Raw genomic sequence first — 17,019 nt, forward strand, 5'->3', positions numbered from 1 at the left:
CGCGTTCGGGAAGGGGCGCCGCGGCTACTGCGCCGCCGTGAGCCGACTGGTCATCGGAGTCCACTTCTTCGGGTTGACGCGCCAGTCCACCGCCTCCTGCTTGGTGACGACGTTGACCCGGTTCCAGAGGTTGACCAGACCTATGTGCAGGACCACCGCGGCCAGCTGCACCTCGGTCCAGTGCCTGGCGGCCTCGTCCCAGACCTCGTCCGACACCGGGTCCTCGCGGCCGTCGATACGCGTGGCCGCCTCGGCCAGCGCCAGCACCGAGCGCTCCGCGTCGGTGAAGCAGGTCTGCTCCCGCCAGGTCTCCACCACGGGAAGACGGCGGTCCTCCTCACCCGCCTCCTCGAACTCCTTGGGCTTCAGGGGCAGGTGGACCGTCCGGCCGTTGATCTGGCTCACCCTCAGGTGGACCAGCACGAGCGTCTGCAGGGGCACGCCGACGCTGTTGACGGCCTTGACCAGCGCGCGCATCGGCGGAAGAACGTCGGGAACCACCAACGACGGGTTGGGCATCCGCGGCGACATAATTCTCCTTCACATGGGAATCGGAAATCAGTTTGCCCTCGGGATCGCCTTTTCTCAATGAATCGCCATTGCGGCGGACGGCTCTTTCATCAGGCGTCCGGCGGCGTGCGCGAGGGCTTGGTGAAGTCGTTTGTCGGCCGTGTACCCGGATTCCCATTGCACCCCGATCGCAAAGGGACGGCCGGTGACTTCCACGGCCTCGACGGTCCCGTCCCCGGCCCGTCCGGTGACGGTGAGGCCGCTGCCGACCCGGTCCACCGCCTGGTGGTGGTGGCAGGCCGTCTCCGGCTCGTCCTCCTCCAGGACGGCGGCGATCCGGCTGCCGGGCAGCAGCTTCAGCGGCAGCCGGCCGAGAGTGAAGGACGCCGTCCGCGGACGGTGACCGTCGTGGCCCGTGACGTCCGACAGGTGCTGATGGAGGGTCCCTCCGTGCAGCACGTTGAGCAGTTGCATACCGCGGCAGATCGCCAGCACGGGCAGATCGGCGTCCAACGCCGCACGCAGCAGCGCCAGTTCGACGCGGTCGGCATCCGGGGTCACCACCTGGGTCGCCGGGTGGGCCGGCGCGCCGTACAGCGCCGGATCCAGGTCGGGGCCGCCCGGGACCAGCAGTCCGTCGAGCCGGCCGACCAGCTCCTCGGCCCCCGGCAGCAGCGGCAGCAGCAGGGGAGCGCAGCCCGCCTCGGACAGGAAGGCCACGTGCGACTGGAGGGCCAGGGAGACGACCAGATCGCCGCCCTGGAGGGTGACCGGCGCCGTCCGCGCGCAGATCCCGATCACCGGCCGCCGCCGGGCGGGCGCCGGACCGTTCGTGACTGAATTCATGACCACCCTCGTTGGTTTCCGGGTTCAACCGAGGAAAGTAAGCAGATGGAACACGCACTTCCCCGGACAGGCGGAGCCGCCAAAATATCGGTGGCGGGATGCGCGGGCCATCGTTCACGGGCCGCTCCAGGCTGCGACTACTGAACAGATAGCGATCCTGCTATCACAGGGGGCCGGGGGATTTTGCCCCAGCGAACTCTCGCCGCCATTCAACCGAGGTGACCATGATCGAGGCCAACAACCTCACGAAACGCTACGGCGACAAGACCGCCGTGAACGACCTGTCGTTCACGGTCGAGCCCGGCCGGGTCACCGGCTTCCTGGGCCCCAACGGCGCAGGCAAGTCCACCACCATGCGACTGCTGCTGGGACTCGACAAGCCCGACGCCGGTACCGCCACCGTCAACGGCGTTCCCTACCGCGAGCTGTCGCGGCCGCTGCGGGTGGTCGGAGCGCTGCTGGAAGCGCGCGCCGTCCACACCGGCCGCAGCGCCTACGACCACCTGCTCTGCCTCGCCCAGACCCAGGGCATCGGCCGACGCCGGGTCCAGGAGGTCATCGAGCAGGTCGGACTGGCCTCCGTGGCCCGCAAACGGGCGGGCGGCTTCTCCCTCGGCATGGGACAGCGGCTCGGCATCGCCGCCGCACTGCTCGGCGACCCCGCCGCACTGGTCCTGGACGAACCCGTCAACGGCCTCGACCCGGAGGGCATCCTCTGGATCCGGAACCTGATGAAGTCGCTCGCCGCCGAGGGCCGCGCGGTCTTCGTCTCCAGCCATCTGATGAACGAGATGGCCGTCACCGCCGACCACCTCATCGTCATCGGCCGCGGCCGGCTGGTCGCCGACTGCTCCACCGAGGAGTTCATCGAGCGCAGCACGGAGCGCTCCGTCCTGGTCAGGACGCCCGACGGGACGAAGCTCGCCGAACTGCTCGAGCGCCAGGGCGCCGCCGTCACCCGCACCGACGAGGGCGACCTCGACGTCACCGGCCTCGAGGCTCCGCGCATCGCCGAACTCGCCGCCGCCGACGGCCTGGTGCTGCACGAGCTGTCGACCCGACGCGGCTCCCTCGAGGAGGCCTTCATGGAACTGACCAAGGACGCCGTCGAGTACGACGCCGGCGTGCCCACCGCCGGAGGTGTGAAGTGAGCGCCACGACCGCACCCCTCGCCGGGTCCGGCTCGGTCGCCGAGGACCGCAAGCCGGGCTTCGCGAGCCTGATGCTCTCGGAGTGGACGAAGATCCGCTCCGTCCGCTCCACCGTCTGGTCGCTCGCCATCCTGGTCGTGTTCACCCTGGTGTTCACCGCGCTGTTCCTGAAGATGGGCATCGCGAACTGGGACAAGACCGACCCCGCCCAGCAGGCCGAGATGCGGCTGGACCCGACCGGCACCATCCTGGGCAGCGGCATCCTGCTCAGCCAGCTGGCGGTGTGCGTGCTGGGCGTCATGGCGATCGCCTCCGAGTACTCCACCGGCATGATCCGCGCCAGCCTGCTCGCGGTGCCCCGGCGGGTGCCCGTCCTGGCGGCCAAGGGCGCGGTGTTCGCGCTGCTGGTCCTGGCGGTGGGCGAACTGACCGCCTTCGGCTCCTTCTTCATCGGCGCGCCGATCATGAACGACAAGGCGCCGGTCTCCATCGGCGATCCCGGCGTCCTGCGGGCCGTCGTCGGCTGCGGCCTCTACCTCGCCCTGCTCGGCCTGTTCGCCCTCGCCGTCGGCGCGATCGTCCGGCACACCGCGGCGAGCATCACCGTCGTCATCGGCTTCGTCCTGGTCATCACCCCGATGGCGGGCCTGCTGCCCGGCAGCGTGGGAGAGCGCATCCACGCCTGGCTCCCCACACAGGCCGGTTTCATGATCACCCAGCAGCACTCCCGCGCCGGCGATCTGCTGGGACCGTGGGAGGGCCTCGGCGTGCTCGCGCTGTGGACCGCCGTCCTGCTGGCCGTCGCGGTGGCGCAACTGCGGCGCAGGGACGCCTGATCCCCCGCGGGCGTCCGTCCCCCCCCCTCGGCGGACGCCCGCGGCGCCGTTCTTCCAGGCAACGTCGACCTGCTCTCCACTGGGGATGGAGACCCCCCTGCGACCCTCTTCGGCAGCGGCAGCAGAGAGGGAGTCACAGGAATGTCCCAGAGGAACGCGCAAGCCGTCTCGATAACGAGCGCATTCAGTCTCGTTCAGAGGGAAAGCGTCGGATCGTCGGCGCACAGCGAATTCGACCTGAAGAACTTCGAGGAACTCCCGGCACGTGAAGTTCCCATCGCCGCGCTCTCTCCCGGAGTTTCTCTGCGCCAGGGCGGAACGGACGCCGCCCATGTCCGGCTTCTCGTCGACGCCGCGAGTTCGGCGGAGCTTCCTCCCCTTCTCGTCCAGGTGGACGGCTGCCGTGTCATCGACGGGCTGCACCGGCTGGAGGCCGCCCGGCTCATGGGCGACGAGACCGTCCGGGCCCGCTTCCTCGACTGTTCCAACGCCGAGGCCCTCGTCATCGCCATGAAGGCGAACGGCGTGCACGGCCTGCCGCTGTCGCGGGCCGACCGCGTCGCCGGAGCCCAGCGCGTCCTCGGCTCCCACCCCGACTGGTCCGACCGCGCCATCGCCGGCATCGCCGGACTGAGCGCGAAGACGATCGCCTCGCTGCGCGAACGGTCGGCGGTCGCGACGCCGCAGGGCGGCAAGCGCATCGGCCAGGACGGCAGGCGGCGTCCGGTCGACGCCGGCGAGGGCAGACGGCGCGCCGCCGAGTACATCGCCGCCCATCCGGACGCCCCGCTGCGCCAGGTCGCCAGGGCCACCGACGTCTCGCTGGGCACGGTGCACGACGTCAGCGCACGGCTACGGCGCGGCGAGGGGCCCGAACGCGACGGGCGCCGCACGCATGCCGCACGCCCGCAGCACGTGCGCCCCGTGCCGTCCGCGCCCCCGCCCGACGACGTGACGGCGCCGGCCGAGGCGGCCGCCGACGGCGTCCGCCGGGCGGCGCTGCGGGTGGCCGCGAGCGCAGAGGCCGCGCCGCCGCAGCGCCGGAACCACACCGAAGCCCCGCCCACCTGGGCGGCGGTGGCGGCCAAGATGGCCACCGACCCCGCCATCCGCTACACCGCCGGCGGCCGGGAGCTGCTGCGCTGGATGCAGTGCCACGCCACCGAGCCCGGCGAGGACTGGCCGCGGTTCGTCGACGCCGTCCCGCCGCACTGGCTCGGCGTCGTCGCCCCCATCGCCGAACACATCGGCAAGGAGTGGTGTCTGCTCGCCGAGCGGCTGAAGGCCCGTCAGGAGCCGTGCCGCAAGCTGTCGCCCTCGGGCCCCTGACCGGCGCTCTCAGGCCCCCGGCGGCGGCACCACCCGCAGCCGACGCCCGGGGGGCCGCCCCCGCTCCACGCCGGCCGCACCCGCGGCCGCCGCGGCGCATCCGGGAGGCGGCACCACGCTCGCCGGCGGTTCGAGGTCGGGCAGCGCGAGCAGCGCCGGCGGGTCGACCGGACGGGCCGGACGCAGCCGCACCGCCGCACTGGTGACGTCCCCGGCGGTGACGGTCACGGTCGTGGCGCCGTCGCCCCCGACGAGCGCGGTCCGCACGGCCTGCGGATCGTGACCGGCGCCGGCGGCCACCGCCACCGCGAGCAGATGCCAGCGCCCCTCGGGGACGTTCCGCAAGGAGTAGCAGGACGGCCGGTCGCTCGGCACGTCGACGACCGCCGAGGCGACCGCCGGGTACCGGACGACGGCTGTGGCGAACGCCCCCAAGAACACGCGCGCGTTGCCGTGGCCCTGCGGCAGCCTGACCGTGCCCGCGACCGAGCCGTGCAGCGGACCCGGGCCCGGCTGCGGCCCCGGCGGCGCCTCCCCCTCGTCACGGCACAGCCGGCGGAACCGGCCGGGAGACAGGCCGACACCGGCCGTGAAGGAGCGGGTGAACGAGTCCAGGCCCGTATATCCGACCGCGTCGGATATTTCCGCAAGGGTCATCGAAGTGCCGTCGAGCAGTTTCTTCGCCTCGTCAAGACGAATGGCATCGAGGAATTCCCCGGGGCTCGTCCCGGTCTCCTCCCGGAACACGCGCGAAAAGACGAAACGGCCGAGCGGAGCGTCTCGGGCGATATCCGCGGCGGTCAGCGGATCGCTGAATCGCTCGCGCAGGTACGCGACCGCCCTCTCCACTGCTGCGTCCATAGCTCACCTCACCACGTGTCGGTCTACTCGACAGGGTGGCTCGTGAGCATCGTGATCCGCTCGTATTCCGCTCAAGAACCGCTACAGATCCCCGCCAGGCGAAATGCGGCGACCGGGAACCCCGGGGACCGGCCCGCGGCCCGTGCACGGGAGCCGCACGCCGGCCTCGGCCGCGACGGACCGGGCCCTGGCTCACCCGCATGGCGGCAGGCACGGATCGCGGCCCGGCACCCGCCCGACCTCGCACGACCGCGCCGCCGACCGGGGCGACCGGGAGCGCGCACGGGCGCCCGACGTCGAGGCGCCCGCCGCGAAATCGGCCCGAGCCCTTCGGCCTTGGGCAGGATGACCGCCCCCGGCACGATCACGACGGACGGGCGCACCGGCGCCCCGGCGGCCGGCGGGCGGGCGCCTCGGCCCCCTGTCGGGGCGTCAGATCCCCCAACTCCGTTGAGGGCTCAGGGCTACAGTGATCGACATGACCACCCTCGCATCCGTCACCCTGGAGGTGGCCGATCCCACGGCCGCCGAACGCTTCTACTCCGCCGCCTTCGGGCTGGGCCCGCGGCTGGGTCTGCGCGCCTCCGAGGCGCCGACGACCGGATTCCGCGGGTTCACGATGTCGATCACCGTGTCCCAGCCCGCCGACGTCGACAGCTTCATCGGCTCCGCCCTGGAGGCCGGCGCCACCGAGCTGAAGCCGGTCTCGAAGTCCCTGTGGGGCTACGGCGGCGTCGTGCAGGCCCCGGACGGCACGATCTGGAAGATGGCGACCTCGTCGAAGAAGAACACCGGCCCCGCCACCCGCGAGGTCGACGACCTCGTGCTCCTGCTCGGCGTCGAGGACGTCAAGGCGAGCAAGCAGTTCTACGTCGAGCGGGGCCTGTCCGTCGCGAAGAGCTTCGGCGGCAAGTACGTCGAGTTCGCCTCCGACGACGCCGCCCCCGTCAAGCTGGCGCTGTACAAGCGCCGGGGTCTGGCCAAGGACGTCGGGGTGCCCGAGGAGGGCAGCGGCTCGCACCGCATCGTGCTCGGCAGCACCGACAAGGCCTTCACCGACCCGGACGGCTTCGCCTGGGAGGCCGTGCCGGTGACGTCCGCCTCGGCCTGAGGACGTCGCGTCCCGGGGACGGCCCGAACACGAACGCGCCCACCGATCGGCGCCGGTCGCGGGCGCCGATCGATGGGCTGCGGTCCGAGGGGCCGGGGGCGCGCCTCAGCCGAAGGAGATCTTCGTGCCGACGGCGCCGGTGGCGTCCAGGTAGGCCACCAGCTGGCACTGCTGCGCACCGCAGTCGACCGTGACCGACGTACCGGTGCCGGTGCTCCAGTCGGTGGCCGTGAACTGCTTGTGCACGGTGTAGGACGCGGTGAAGGCGCCGTTGGCGCCGACGGTGGCCTTGGTCAGCGCGTCGGTGCAGGTGGTGTTCTCGCGGCACTGCGACACGGCGACCTGGGCGCCCGCCGGGAAACCGGTGCCGGTGACGGTCACGGTCTGTCCGTCGGTCAGCCCGCTGCTGGGCGAGGCGGTCACCGCCGCGGCGGCGGAGGCCGGAGCGGTGGAGACGGCGACGGCGGCCACGACGGCGGAAGCCAGCATGCCGGCCTGGGTCAGACGCGAGCGGATCTGCATGGTCGATCTCCCCGATGGGTGCGAAAGCGGAAGTGGAACGGCGCGTTCTGGTGATCGCGCCTCACCCAGAGTCGGCCGGAACGCATGAGACCGGCTCGAAGTCCGCTCGAAGTCCACTCGACTCACCGGAGAGCACGACGCAGCGCGCAGCGCAGCGCAGCGTTGTGCGCAGCATGGCGTGGCGTGGTGTGGCGTGGTGTGCGACGGGGACGGGGACCGGGCGTCGACGGCTGACGCCCGCACGCCGGGCACCTGACCGAACCGGCCCCCGCGTCGAGGCCGCGCCGGGGCGCAGGTGGACCGGGCGCGCTGTGCGCCGTCCCGGGCGGTCGGACGTCGCCTCGCTGCCGGGGCGCGGGGCCGCGGCGCTCGTCCGGCGCGAGGCGTGGAGGGCGGGGTCGCCGCTCAGGGGTTGCCGAGCATGAACCCGACGCCGCGCACCGTCACGATCCACCCGCTGTCGCCCAGCTTGCCGCGCAGGCTGCTGACGTGGGTGTCGACCGTGCGGCGCGACCAGGAGTCGCCCCAGACCTGCTGGAGGAGCTGCTTGCGCGGGATGACGGTGTCCGGATGCGAGGCCAGCAGGCACAGGAGGTCGAACTCCTTGCGGGTCAGCGCGACTTCCTCGCCGCCGACCAGGACCTCGCGGGAACCCACGTCGATGTGCAGACGGCCGTGCCGGATCTCGCGCGCGGCGGCCGGCTGCCACTCGGCCCGCCGCATCACGGCCTCGATGCGGGCCATCAGCTCGCGCAGCCCGTACGGCTTGGCGACGTAGTCGTCGGCGCCCGCCTGCAGGCCGAGGACACAGTCCAGCTCGGAGGCGCGGGCGGTGACGATGATGACGGGCACCCGGCTGACGGCGCGGATGGCGCGGCAGACCTCCAGACCGTCCAGGTCGGGCAGTTCGAGGTCCAACAGGACGAGATCGGCGTCCTCGTGGGCGCGCAGCGCGGCCTCCCCGCGCCGGACGCCGAAGGCCTCGTGACCGTGCCGGCGCAACTGGGTGACCAGGGATTCGGCGCAGGCGTTGTCAGCGTCGACCACGAGGACGCGCCGGCCGGAGGGCATCGAGACGACGGCCCCGTGGCCGGTGGCCGCCGGCTCGTGGTCTCCCGCGGGCCGGGGGGCGGCCGGGGCGGGGCCGACGGGCGGGCGGGTGTCGAGCAGCGCCTGTGCCGATGTCACGGTCGTGCCTCCCCCGGGGATGCGGTGCTGGGCGCGGGACGGGCCCGCCCTGACCCTGAATGTAGGCAAGCGCGGTCGAGCCCCGGTACAGCCCCGGCTGCCCCGTGGGAAGCGGGTTTCTACGGGTGCCGAGGGCGCTAGGGGTTGAGCACCCAGGCCGAGTCGTGACGGGTGAACCCGATGTGCGGGTAGTAGTCGACGGCCGCGGGCGCGGACAGCAGCACGAGCTTGGCGTCCGGGGCCTCGTCCCGCGTGGCGTCGATCAGGGCCCGGCCGATGCCGGAGCGCTGGCGGTCCCGTACGACGGCGATGTCCGACACGTAGGTGACGTAGGAGAAGTCGGAGACGGCGCGCACGATGCCGAGGAGCGTGCCCTCGTCGTCGCGGGCGACCAGCACGAGGTTGGCGTTGCCGACCATGGCCGCGAACCGCTCCCGGTCCCCGACCGGCCGCCGCTCGCCGAGACCCGAGGCGCGGTAGACGCCGAGGACCTCGTCCAGGTCGAGCGCGGCGCCGTCGACGCGGTCAATCTTCCAGCTCATGCAGCTTCTCCAATCGGGTGCGGATCACGTCGTGGCGGGTGAGGAAGCGCTCGGGGCCGAGTCCGGCCAGGTCGATGCCCTGCTTGGCCAGGGACGCGCCGAAGTGCTCGCCCGTCGCCAGGGTGTGGTCGGCCGCGGCCTGCACGCTGCGGTAGGCGTGTTCGCGTTCCATGCCGTCGCCGAGGAGTTCGGCGAGCACCGCAGAACTGTAGACGAGGCCGTCGGTCTGGTCGATGTGCGCCCGCATCCGGTCGGCGTCGACGGTGAGCGAGGCCACCAGGTCGGCCGCCTTGGTCACCTGGAAGTGGCCGACGCACAGGCTGTCCGGCAGGATCACCCGCTCCACCGACTGGTGGGCGAGGTCGCGTTCGTGCCAGAGCGCCACGTTCTCCAGCGCGGTGTCGGCGTAGCCGCGCAGCAGACGGGCCAGGCCGCACAGCCGCTCGCTGGCGGTCGGGTTGCGCTTGTGCGGCATGGCGCTGGAGCCCTGGTAGGCGCCGGTGCGCGCCTCCTCCACCTCACGGACCTCGGTGCGCTGCAGCAGCCTCAGCTCCAGGGCGATCTGTTCCACGCAGGCGCCCAGGGTGGCCACCGCCTGCAGGAGCTGGGCGTGCCGGTCACGGGCGACGACCTGGCTGGGCGCGGGCTCGACGCCGAGGCCGAGGGCGGCGCAGACGTGCTCCTCGACCAGCGGGTCGATCAGCGCGTACGTCCCGACCGAACCGGAGACGGTGCCCACGGCGACGGCCTCGCGGGCGGCGGCGAGCCGGCGCAGCGAACGGTCCACGGAGAAGGCGTGTCCGGCGAGTTTGTGCCCGAAGCTGGTGGGCTCGGCGTGCATGCCGTGCGTGCGGCCCACCATCACCGTGTCCCAGTGCTCCAGGGCCCGTTCGGTCAGCACCCGTCGCAACCGCCGGGCGGCGTCGGCGAGCAGGTCCGTGGCGCGGGCCAGGGTGTGGCCGAGCGCGGTGTCGACGAGGTCGTAACTGGTCATGCCGAGATGCACCCACCGCGCGGAGGAGTCGGGGATGTCCTCGCAGTAGGCGGCGAGGAACGAGAGCACCTCGTGGTCGCGCTCCCGCTCGATCTCGGCGACCCGCTCCGGGTCCGGGACACGGGCGCGGCGCATGTCCTCGACCGCCTCGTGCGGCACGCGGCCGAGGGCGGCCTGCGCCTCGGAGGCGAGGATCTCCACCCGGACCCAGGTGGCGTAACGGGACCGGTCGGTGAAGAGGCCGGCCATCTCGGGCAGCGTGTAACGGGCGATCATGAGAGGCCTTCGTCGAGAGGGGAACGGCGGGGGACAGGGGCTCGATACGGGTCAGTAGGCGCCGAAGTACTCACGCTGCTCCCACTCGGTGACCCGGCCGGGAGCGGGCGCCGCCTGCACGCACCAGGCCTCGTAGCGGCGCAGCTCGCTCTCCTTGAGCTTGACCAGGCAGGCGGCGAGCGGCTCGCCGAGCAGCCGGGCGGCGCGCCCGGCGCGGAAGGCGTCGAGGGCCTCGCCCAGGTGCTGCGGCACCGAAGAGGCGTCGCCGGCCCCCGCGGGCGCCGCCGCCTGCCCGGTCAGGCCCTCCAGCCCCGCGAACAGCTGCGCGGCGATGTTCAGGTACGGGTTGGCGCACGGCTCGCCGATCCGGTTCTCGATGTGCGCCCCGGCGCCGTGGCCGACGACGCGGAGCATCGCGCTGCGGTCCTCCTGGCTCCAGCCCGGCCGGGTGGGCGCGAGGGCGTGCTCGGCGGCGAGCCGCCGGTAGCCGTTGACGGTGGGCACCGAGAGCAGGAACAGCTCCCGCGCCCAGGACAGCAGCCCCTCGGCGTACGCCTTGCCCTGCGGGGGCAGCCCGCCGGAAGGCCCCTCGGTGCCGAACAGGTTGCCGCCCGAGGCGAGGTCCGTGACCGACTGGTTGAGGTGCCAGCCGCTGGGATCGGCGGCGTCCAGGAGCGGCTGCGACATGAAGGAGGCGTGGTGGCCCCGGCGGGCGCACCAGCTCTTGGCGACCGTGCGGAAGACCAGCATCGCGTCGGCGGCGTCCAGCGCGGACATCGGGCTGAACGTCGTCTCGACCTGCCCGGGCCCGGACTCGTGTTCCATCGTCCGCAGGGGCAGGCCCAGGGCGAGCAGGTGCAGGGCGAGCGGGTCGGTCAGCGGGGCGACGGTGTCGTAGTGGGCGTCGAGGTTGAACTGGTAGCCCGCGTTCAGGGCCGCCACGCGCGGCGCCCGGCCCTGGAGGCCGAAGCCGTTGCCGGCGTTGCCGGGCTCGTCGTCGAGACGCCGGGTGAGGTACCACTCGACCTCCAGACCGAGGACGGGGGCGAGGCCGTGCTCGGTGTACCGGTCGACGACGCGGCGCAGCACGGCCCGCGAGGACAGCGGGTGCGGGCTGCCGTCGCGCAGGTACTCGTCGCCGATCACCCAGGCGGTGCGGGCCTCGCCGCCGGGCAGGGACTGGAAGGTGAGCGGGTCGGGGACGAGGACGAAGTTCCCGGCGCCGGCGATCTCGTCGACGCCGATGCCGTGGTCGCCGAGGAAGTCGACGGCGACGGCGTGCCCGGTGTCGAAGACGAACGGCCCGGGGCTGAAGTTCATGCCGTTGCGCAGCACGGCGCGGAACGCCTCGGCGGTCAGGGTCTTGGAGCGGGCCAGTCCGTGCGGGTCGCCGAAGACGAGGCGGACGAAGTCGAACGCGGCGAGGCTCGCCTCGATCCGCTCGGCCGCGGCGGTGCGGGCCTCGTCCCACAGCCCGTGATCGGCCACGAACGAGGGCCGCCCGACGCTGCCCTCCGCGGCGGGCGAGGACCATGACCTGACGTACATGGGAACGTCCTTTCCACAGGCGTGAGTTACCGGGCGGCCGCGGGCTCCAGGGCCCGCGCGGTGGGCGGCACCGGGGTGCCGAGGTCCGACTCCAGGCGCCCGGCGAGCGAGAGGACGAGATCGTCCCCGCCGACAGGGCCGACCAGTTGCAGGCCCACCGGCAGGCCGGAGCGGGTGAGCCCGGCGGGCAGCGACAGGGCCGGCTGGCCGGTCATGTTGAAGGGGTACGAGGCGGGCGCCCAGGCCAGCCACCGCAGGTCCCGCGGATCGTCCGCCCAGGACGGGCCGATGGCGTCGGCGGCGAACGGCTCGACGGGCACGGTGGCCATGGCGAGGACGTCGTAGCGGTCCATGACGGTGCGCAAGGTGGTGCGCAGGCTCTGGCGGGCCTCCTCGGCGCGGATCACGTCCGCGCCGCTGAGGGTGCGCCCGTACCGGATCACCTCCAGGCGGCCCGGGTCGGCCCACTCGTCGTCCTCGGGCCGGGCCCCGGCCGCCTCGCTGGCGGCCAGGAGGTCGACGAGCGCGGGGTACAGGTGGGTGCAGCGCGGCTCGACGTCCTCGACCAGGTGGCCCTGGCCCAGCAGGGCCAGCCGCGCCTGCCCGGTGACCTGGCGGACCTCGGCGGCGGTGCCGGCGTACTCGATCCAGCCGATCCTGAGCACCCGGTCGGCGCGCGGCGCGTCCAGGGAGCCCAGACCGGAGTCGGGGTCGGCCGGGTGCGGGCCCGCCATGACCTGCCCGAGCAGCGCGGCGTCGGCGACGGTGCGGGCGAGGGGCCCCTGGTGGGCGAGCCGGTCGGCGCTGTTGGGGACGTACGGGATGCGGCCCAGCGTCGGCTTGTAGCCGACGACGCCGCAGAACGCCGCCGGGATGCGGATCGATCCGGCGCCGTCGGTGCCCAGGGAGCCGTCGCACAGGCCCGTCGCCACCGCCGCGGCGGCGCCGCCGCTGGAGCCGCCCGCGCTCAGGCGCGGATCGTAGGGGTTGCGGGTCGGCGGAGCGACGCGGCTGACCGTCGAGGCGCTCCAGCCGTACTCGGAGGTGGCGGTCTTGCCGACCACGACGGCTCCGGCGGCGCGCAGCCGGGCCACGGCGGGAGCGTCCTCGCGGGGGCGGGCGTTGGGCAGCAGCGAACCGCGGACCGTGGGCAGGTCGCGGGTCTGCAGCAGGTCCTTCACGGAGACGGTGACGCCGAGCAGCGGCAGGGCCCGCCAGGCGTCGGCGCCGAGTTCGCGGATCCGCGCGTCGGCGCGCCGCGCCGCGCGCAGCGCCTCCTCGCCCCCGACGGCGACGTACGCGTCGAGCGCGTCCCGCTCGCGAGCGGCGTTCAGGACGGCGGTCGTGTGCTCCACGGCGGACAGCTCTCCCCGCCGCAGGAGTTCCCTGGTGTGGCTGACGCCGCGGGCGGTCATCGCTTCCCCCTCAGGACGCTCTGCGGATCTGGCCGGCCAGGGAGTCCGAGGCCGCGGGCCCCCGGCCCGTGATGGCCGACCAGTGCCAGCCGGAGTCGAACGCGGTGACCTCCAGCTCGGACCCGGCGGCGACCAGTTCGGCGGCGAGCGAGGTGGCGCGGGCGATGAGGCCCGACACCTGGTGCGCGGCGAGCAGGTCCTGCTCGCCGAACGGGTCGCCGGCGCAGCGCAGCAGCCTGAGGTCCATGAAGCCGTCGAAGCGGCGCCCGTCGACCTCGACGGCCTGCGGGGAGCGGATGGAGAAACGCACGTTGTTGTTGACGTGCCCGTGATGGTGCTGGTCGGAGAAGAACGCGATGTCCGGGACGACGGGCGGCACGAAGTGGTCGCGGGCCACCACCTCGGGCTCCCGCGGCAGGTTGCCGGCGACGAAGTGCCAGGAGTTGTACTGCATGCGCGAGGACATCGCCCAGGCGGCGTCGGCGAGCGCGGCCTCGGAGCCGCCGAAGTGGGCGGCGGCCTCCGGGCGCGGCACCACACAGCAGAAGAAGCGGGTGATGTCCCAGTCGCAGATCTCCGCCCAGTTCTCGCCGCGCAGCGCGCGCACCAGGCCGGGCAGCGAGCGCATGCCGCGGCTCATCGCGAAGTCGGCGCCGAAGGCCGCGACGGTCGCGGCCACGCTCTCGTACACCAGGGACTCCAGGCCGGTGCCGAAGGCGCCGTGCGGCCGGGCCAGCCAGTCGGGCGCGGCGGCCAGCTCCCGTCCGAGGTCGGCGAGCGTGCCGCCGGTCAGCGACAGCCGCGTGCGCAGGTGCTCGGCGACGGCGTCCTGGCGGGCCCGTGCGGCGGGACCGGGAGCGGTGGCCACCCGCTCCACCTTGTGCATCAGCGCCCCGTGGATCTCGCGGTACAGCTGGGCGCCGCGGCTCACCGACTGCCTGCGCTCGCGCAGGGCGACGGCGAGCCGGTCGAGGTCGGCGACGCGGTGGGAGGCGGGGGCCGGCACCGGCTCGGCTCCCGGTACGTCGTTGTAGGCGCGGCGCACCCGCTCCAGCGTGTACGCGACGTGGTCGACGGTCAGCTGGGTGCCGTTGGCCTCCTCGACGCGGCCGAAGCCGGCCGAGCGGATGAGCAGCGTGAGGCAGACCACCAACTGGGCGTCCTCGTCCGACCACAGGTCGAGCGGAAGGCCGTGCAGGGCGCTGAGGGCGCAGTCCGGGTGGCCCGGCCACAGGGTCTTGCCGGTCAGCGTGTTGCGCCCGCGGAAGTTCGTGTACTGCGTGTCCTCCTGGTAGAGGACGAACGGGGCGGTGCGCAGGGCCGCCTCCCTGGCCTGGACGACCAGCGCGTCGCGGCCCTCGGGGCCCTGCGCGGCGAGCCAGGCGCGGCAGTCGGCGGCGCCGGCGGCGCGCCGCTCGCGGACCCGGTCCAGTTCACGCCGGTAGACGGCGAGGACCTCGCGGCTCCACGGCACGCGGCGGACACCGCCGACCAGGTCACGGGGGTCGAGGGGGCGGGCGTCGGGTGTGCGCACGGCGATGCGGCCGCTGGTGGTGAGGCCGATCTCCCCGCGGAAGGCGGGCGGTCCGGACGGCTCACCGGGTCCGGCCGCGCCTGAGGGCACGTCGGCGTCGCCGTCGCCCTCGCGCCAGCTCAGTCCGCACAGCGCGACGAGGGCGGCCTGCTCGGCGGAGTTCAGGGCCCGCAGCTGGACGTCGGCGGGGACGTGCCCGTCGAGGGTGAGCAGCACGTCGAGACCCGACCGCAGATCCCGGGCCCCGGCCGCGTGCTGCCAGACGCGCCGGAGCAGTCCGGGGAAGCCGGCGTCCGGTGCGCCGACGCGGTCCGGTGTGGCCGTGCTTCCGGCGGGCAGACCGAGCCGGCTGGGACGGCGGCTGATCCGCTTCCTCGCCTGGACGGCGCGGCGGGACTCCTGGCGCCCTGCGGGATCGTTCATGCGGCACTCTCGGCGGTGAGCTCGACGTGGTTCCACATCGCGTCGTCGGTGGGGGTCCAGTCCTCGTCGACGTAGATGCAGTCGACCGGGCACTCCAGGACGCAGGCGGGACAGCCCGAGCAGAGTTCGGGGACGATCACCACGTCCAGGCCGCGGTCGAAGATCGCGCCGAACTCCGCGGGGCAGCCGCGCAGGCAGCTGTCGCAGGTGATGCACTCGGACGGCTCGATGCGCCGCGGCGGCTTCTTCCAGTTGTCGGCTCGGGAGCGTCGGGCGATGCGCTCGGCGCGCTCCGACAGCGCGGCAGACGAGGCAAGCTTCTTCACGGGAATCGGCCCTCCGGGACTCTTCTCGGCCATGGCCGAGACGGACGGTGCTCATCGTCACCGGGCTCTCTCGACTGCCCCCGGAGCGCGAGTGGGGACCGACTGGAGCTGCGCAGGCCCGGCCGCACCGGCCCGCCCACAGACGCGGCCCCCTGCGGCGGTCCCCGGCCCTCGCGGCCGTCTCCGCCCCTGCGGTCGTCGTCGGGCCGTCTCGCGGCTCCGCGGCCGTCGCAGGTCCGCACGTGGTCCCCGGCCTACCGCTGCCGTCCCCGGCCCTGCTGCCGTCACCCGGCCCCGCGGCCGTCCGCCTCCCTCCCCCCCCGCCCCCACGGCGTGGGCAGGGCTCCAGCCGTCCGCGAGCGCGGCCCGTCCGCGCCACCGGACCCTCGGTGTCCGGGGCGTGCCCGGCCCTCGCCGGCCGCGGGCACGCCGACCTGCCGTCGCGGGCGGACCACCCGGCCGCTCGCCGCCCACCACACGGAGGAACCCATGCCGCTGCCGCCCGCCCGTGTCGTCCGAGCCGTCGAAAGCGTGCGCACCGGTCTGCAGAGGCTGGCACGCAAGCTCGCCCCCGCACCGTTCTCGCTGCTCGAAATGGTCCAGGGCGCCATGCTCAGCCAGGCCATCTACGCCGCCGCGGAGCTGCGCGTGGCCGAAGCGCTCCGCGACGGTCCGCTGCCGGTCGCGCGGCTCGCCGGGCGGGTCGGCGCGCACCCGGAGACCCTGCACCGGCTGCTGCGGCTGCTCGCCTCGAACGGGATCTTTGCCGAGCGCAAGGACTGCAGCTTCGCCCTGACGCCGATGGCGGAGGCGTTGCTGGAGGACGCGCCGATGTCGATGCGCGGCATCGCGGTGCTCATGGGGCATCCGGTCCACTGGGAGGACTGGTCGCACTTCGTCGACGCGGTGCGCTCCGGGGAGCCGAGCCTGCCCAAGCTGCGCGGCATGACGGCCTTCGAGTTCCTGGAGGCCAAGCCGGAGTACGGCGAGGTGTTCTTCAAGGGCATGGGCGCCATGTCCACTACCGAGACCGAACCGATCCTGGCCGCCTACGACTTCTCCCGGTTCGGCACGGTCGTGGACTTCTGCGCCGGGCGCGGCGAACTGCTCGCGGGCATCCTCGCGAAGTCGCCGGGCGTACGAGGGATCCTCGCCGACCCGCGGGTGGCCGACAACGGCGCGGCGCAGTACCTGGCCGAGCAGCAGGTCGCCGACCGCTGCGAGGTGGTGGCCGCCGACCTGTTCGGGCCGGTGCCCGAGGGCGGGGACGCCTACGTCCTCAAGCACATCGTCCACGACTGGCCCGAGGAGCAGGTCCTGCAGATCCTGCGCAACGTCCGGGCCGCGATGCGGCCGGGCGGCCGGCTGCTGCTGATGGAGATGGTGGTGCCGGACAAGGCGAACGCCGCGCACGCCTCGAAGCTGGTCGACCTGTGGCTGATGCTGCTCGTGGGCGGCAAGGAGCGCACGGCCGCGCAGTACAAGGGGCTGCTGGCCGAGGCGGGCTTCCGGCTGGAGCGGGTGGTGGAGACCGCGGGGGCGATCTCGGTCGTGGAGGCGAGCGTCCGGTAGCGGCCCGCACGGCGAAGAGGGGCGCCGCCCGGTGG

The 17,019-nt window shown here is 73.6% G+C and carries 16 protein-coding genes; 5 read left to right on the forward strand and 11 right to left on the reverse strand.

Annotated elements, in window-relative coordinates; all coding sequences use genetic code 11:
• Window positions 1-24 precede the first annotated feature (24 nt).
• Together ACFVYK_RS28105 and ACFVYK_RS28110 are read right to left on the reverse strand one after the other, a co-directional pair.
• On the reverse strand, window positions 25-531 hold the full coding sequence (locus ACFVYK_RS28105; RefSeq protein ID WP_389778827.1) for a carboxymuconolactone decarboxylase family protein: 507 nt from the start codon (window positions 529-531) through the stop codon (window positions 25-27).
• A gap of 54 nt (window positions 532-585) precedes the next feature.
• Window positions 586-1,356: a gamma-glutamyl-gamma-aminobutyrate hydrolase family protein gene (locus ACFVYK_RS28110; protein ID WP_389778829.1), complete on the reverse strand. Its 771-nt coding sequence runs from the start codon at window positions 1,354-1,356 to the stop codon at window positions 586-588.
• Window positions 1,357-1,580: 224 nt separating this feature from the next.
• Here ACFVYK_RS28110 and ACFVYK_RS28115 point away from each other — a divergent pair, with 224 nt between their 5' ends.
• The 3 genes from ACFVYK_RS28115 to ACFVYK_RS28125 all read left to right on the forward strand — a co-directional run bounded on the left by ACFVYK_RS28115 (window position 1,581) and on the right by ACFVYK_RS28125 (window position 4,672).
• Window positions 1,581-2,507, forward strand: coding sequence for an ABC transporter ATP-binding protein (locus tag ACFVYK_RS28115; RefSeq protein WP_389778854.1), 927 nt, complete (start codon window positions 1,581-1,583; stop codon window positions 2,505-2,507).
• Window positions 2,504-3,343, forward strand: a complete 840-nt coding sequence (locus tag ACFVYK_RS28120) for an ABC transporter permease (RefSeq protein WP_389778831.1) — start codon at window positions 2,504-2,506, stop codon at window positions 3,341-3,343. The genes ACFVYK_RS28115 and ACFVYK_RS28120 overlap by 4 nt, the downstream gene beginning before the upstream one ends.
• A 141-nt stretch (window positions 3,344-3,484) precedes the next feature.
• A complete protein-coding gene (locus tag ACFVYK_RS28125; RefSeq protein WP_389778833.1) occupies window positions 3,485-4,672 on the forward strand; it encodes a nuclease in 1,188 nt (395 codons plus the stop codon).
• Between the two features lie 9 nt (window positions 4,673-4,681).
• On the opposite strand, the gene ACFVYK_RS28130 is transcribed toward ACFVYK_RS28125, so the two are convergent.
• Window positions 4,682-5,533 (reverse strand): helix-turn-helix domain-containing protein, encoded by an 852-nt coding sequence (locus tag ACFVYK_RS28130; RefSeq protein WP_389778835.1) that lies wholly within the window; start codon window positions 5,531-5,533, stop codon window positions 4,682-4,684.
• 478 nt (window positions 5,534-6,011) lie between these two features.
• On the opposite strand from ACFVYK_RS28130, the gene ACFVYK_RS28135 reads away from it, so the two are divergent.
• A complete protein-coding gene (locus ACFVYK_RS28135) occupies window positions 6,012-6,644 on the forward strand; it encodes a glyoxalase (RefSeq protein WP_389778836.1) in 633 nt (210 codons plus the stop codon).
• Between the two features lie 105 nt (window positions 6,645-6,749).
• Here ACFVYK_RS28135 and ACFVYK_RS28140 read toward each other — a convergent pair whose 3' ends face one another.
• The 8 genes from ACFVYK_RS28140 to ACFVYK_RS28175 all read right to left on the reverse strand — a co-directional run bounded on the left by ACFVYK_RS28140 (window position 6,750) and on the right by ACFVYK_RS28175 (window position 15,412).
• Entirely contained in the window at window positions 6,750-7,166 is a 417-nt protein-coding gene (locus tag ACFVYK_RS28140) for an enediyne antibiotic chromoprotein (RefSeq protein WP_389778838.1), read from the reverse strand.
• A gap of 405 nt (window positions 7,167-7,571) precedes the next feature.
• Complete coding sequence (locus ACFVYK_RS28145) at window positions 7,572-8,237, reverse strand: response regulator transcription factor (protein ID WP_256916601.1); 666 nt, start codon at window positions 8,235-8,237, stop codon at window positions 7,572-7,574.
• Window positions 8,238-8,491: 254 nt separating this feature from the next.
• Window positions 8,492-8,896 (reverse strand): GNAT family N-acetyltransferase, encoded by a 405-nt coding sequence (locus ACFVYK_RS28150; protein ID WP_389778840.1) that lies wholly within the window; start codon window positions 8,894-8,896, stop codon window positions 8,492-8,494.
• The gene (gene purB / locus ACFVYK_RS28155; protein ID WP_389778842.1) at window positions 8,880-10,166 is read right to left on the reverse strand and encodes an adenylosuccinate lyase; all 1,287 of its coding nucleotides are present in this window, start codon (window positions 10,164-10,166) and stop codon (window positions 8,880-8,882) included. Before purB ends, ACFVYK_RS28150 begins: the two co-directional genes overlap by 17 nt.
• Window positions 10,167-10,217: 51 nt before the next feature.
• Window positions 10,218-11,714, reverse strand: coding sequence for a glutamine synthetase (locus ACFVYK_RS28160; RefSeq protein WP_389778844.1), 1,497 nt, complete (start codon window positions 11,712-11,714; stop codon window positions 10,218-10,220).
• 26 nt (window positions 11,715-11,740) lie between these two features.
• Window positions 11,741-13,129 carry an amidase gene (locus ACFVYK_RS28165; RefSeq protein WP_389778846.1) on the reverse strand — a complete coding sequence of 463 codons (1,389 nt, stop codon included), beginning with the start codon at window positions 13,127-13,129 and terminating at the stop codon, window positions 11,741-11,743.
• Window positions 13,130-13,139: 10 nt separating this feature from the next.
• Window positions 13,140-15,086, reverse strand: coding sequence for a hypothetical protein (locus ACFVYK_RS28170; protein WP_389778848.1), 1,947 nt, complete (start codon window positions 15,084-15,086; stop codon window positions 13,140-13,142).
• The gene (locus ACFVYK_RS28175; RefSeq protein WP_389778850.1) at window positions 15,083-15,412 is read right to left on the reverse strand and encodes a 4Fe-4S dicluster domain-containing protein; all 330 of its coding nucleotides are present in this window, start codon (window positions 15,410-15,412) and stop codon (window positions 15,083-15,085) included. The genes ACFVYK_RS28170 and ACFVYK_RS28175 overlap by 4 nt, the downstream gene beginning before the upstream one ends.
• A 489-nt stretch (window positions 15,413-15,901) precedes the next feature.
• Here ACFVYK_RS28175 and ACFVYK_RS28180 point away from each other — a divergent pair, with 489 nt between their 5' ends.
• Window positions 15,902-16,984 (forward strand): methyltransferase, encoded by a 1,083-nt coding sequence (locus tag ACFVYK_RS28180; protein WP_389778851.1) that lies wholly within the window; start codon window positions 15,902-15,904, stop codon window positions 16,982-16,984.
• Window positions 16,985-17,019: the final 35 nt, after the last annotated feature.

The organism is Streptomyces sp. NPDC058291, assembly GCF_042880855.1.
In the GTDB taxonomy this organism is placed as follows: Bacteria; Actinomycetota; Actinomycetes; order Streptomycetales; family Streptomycetaceae; genus Streptomyces.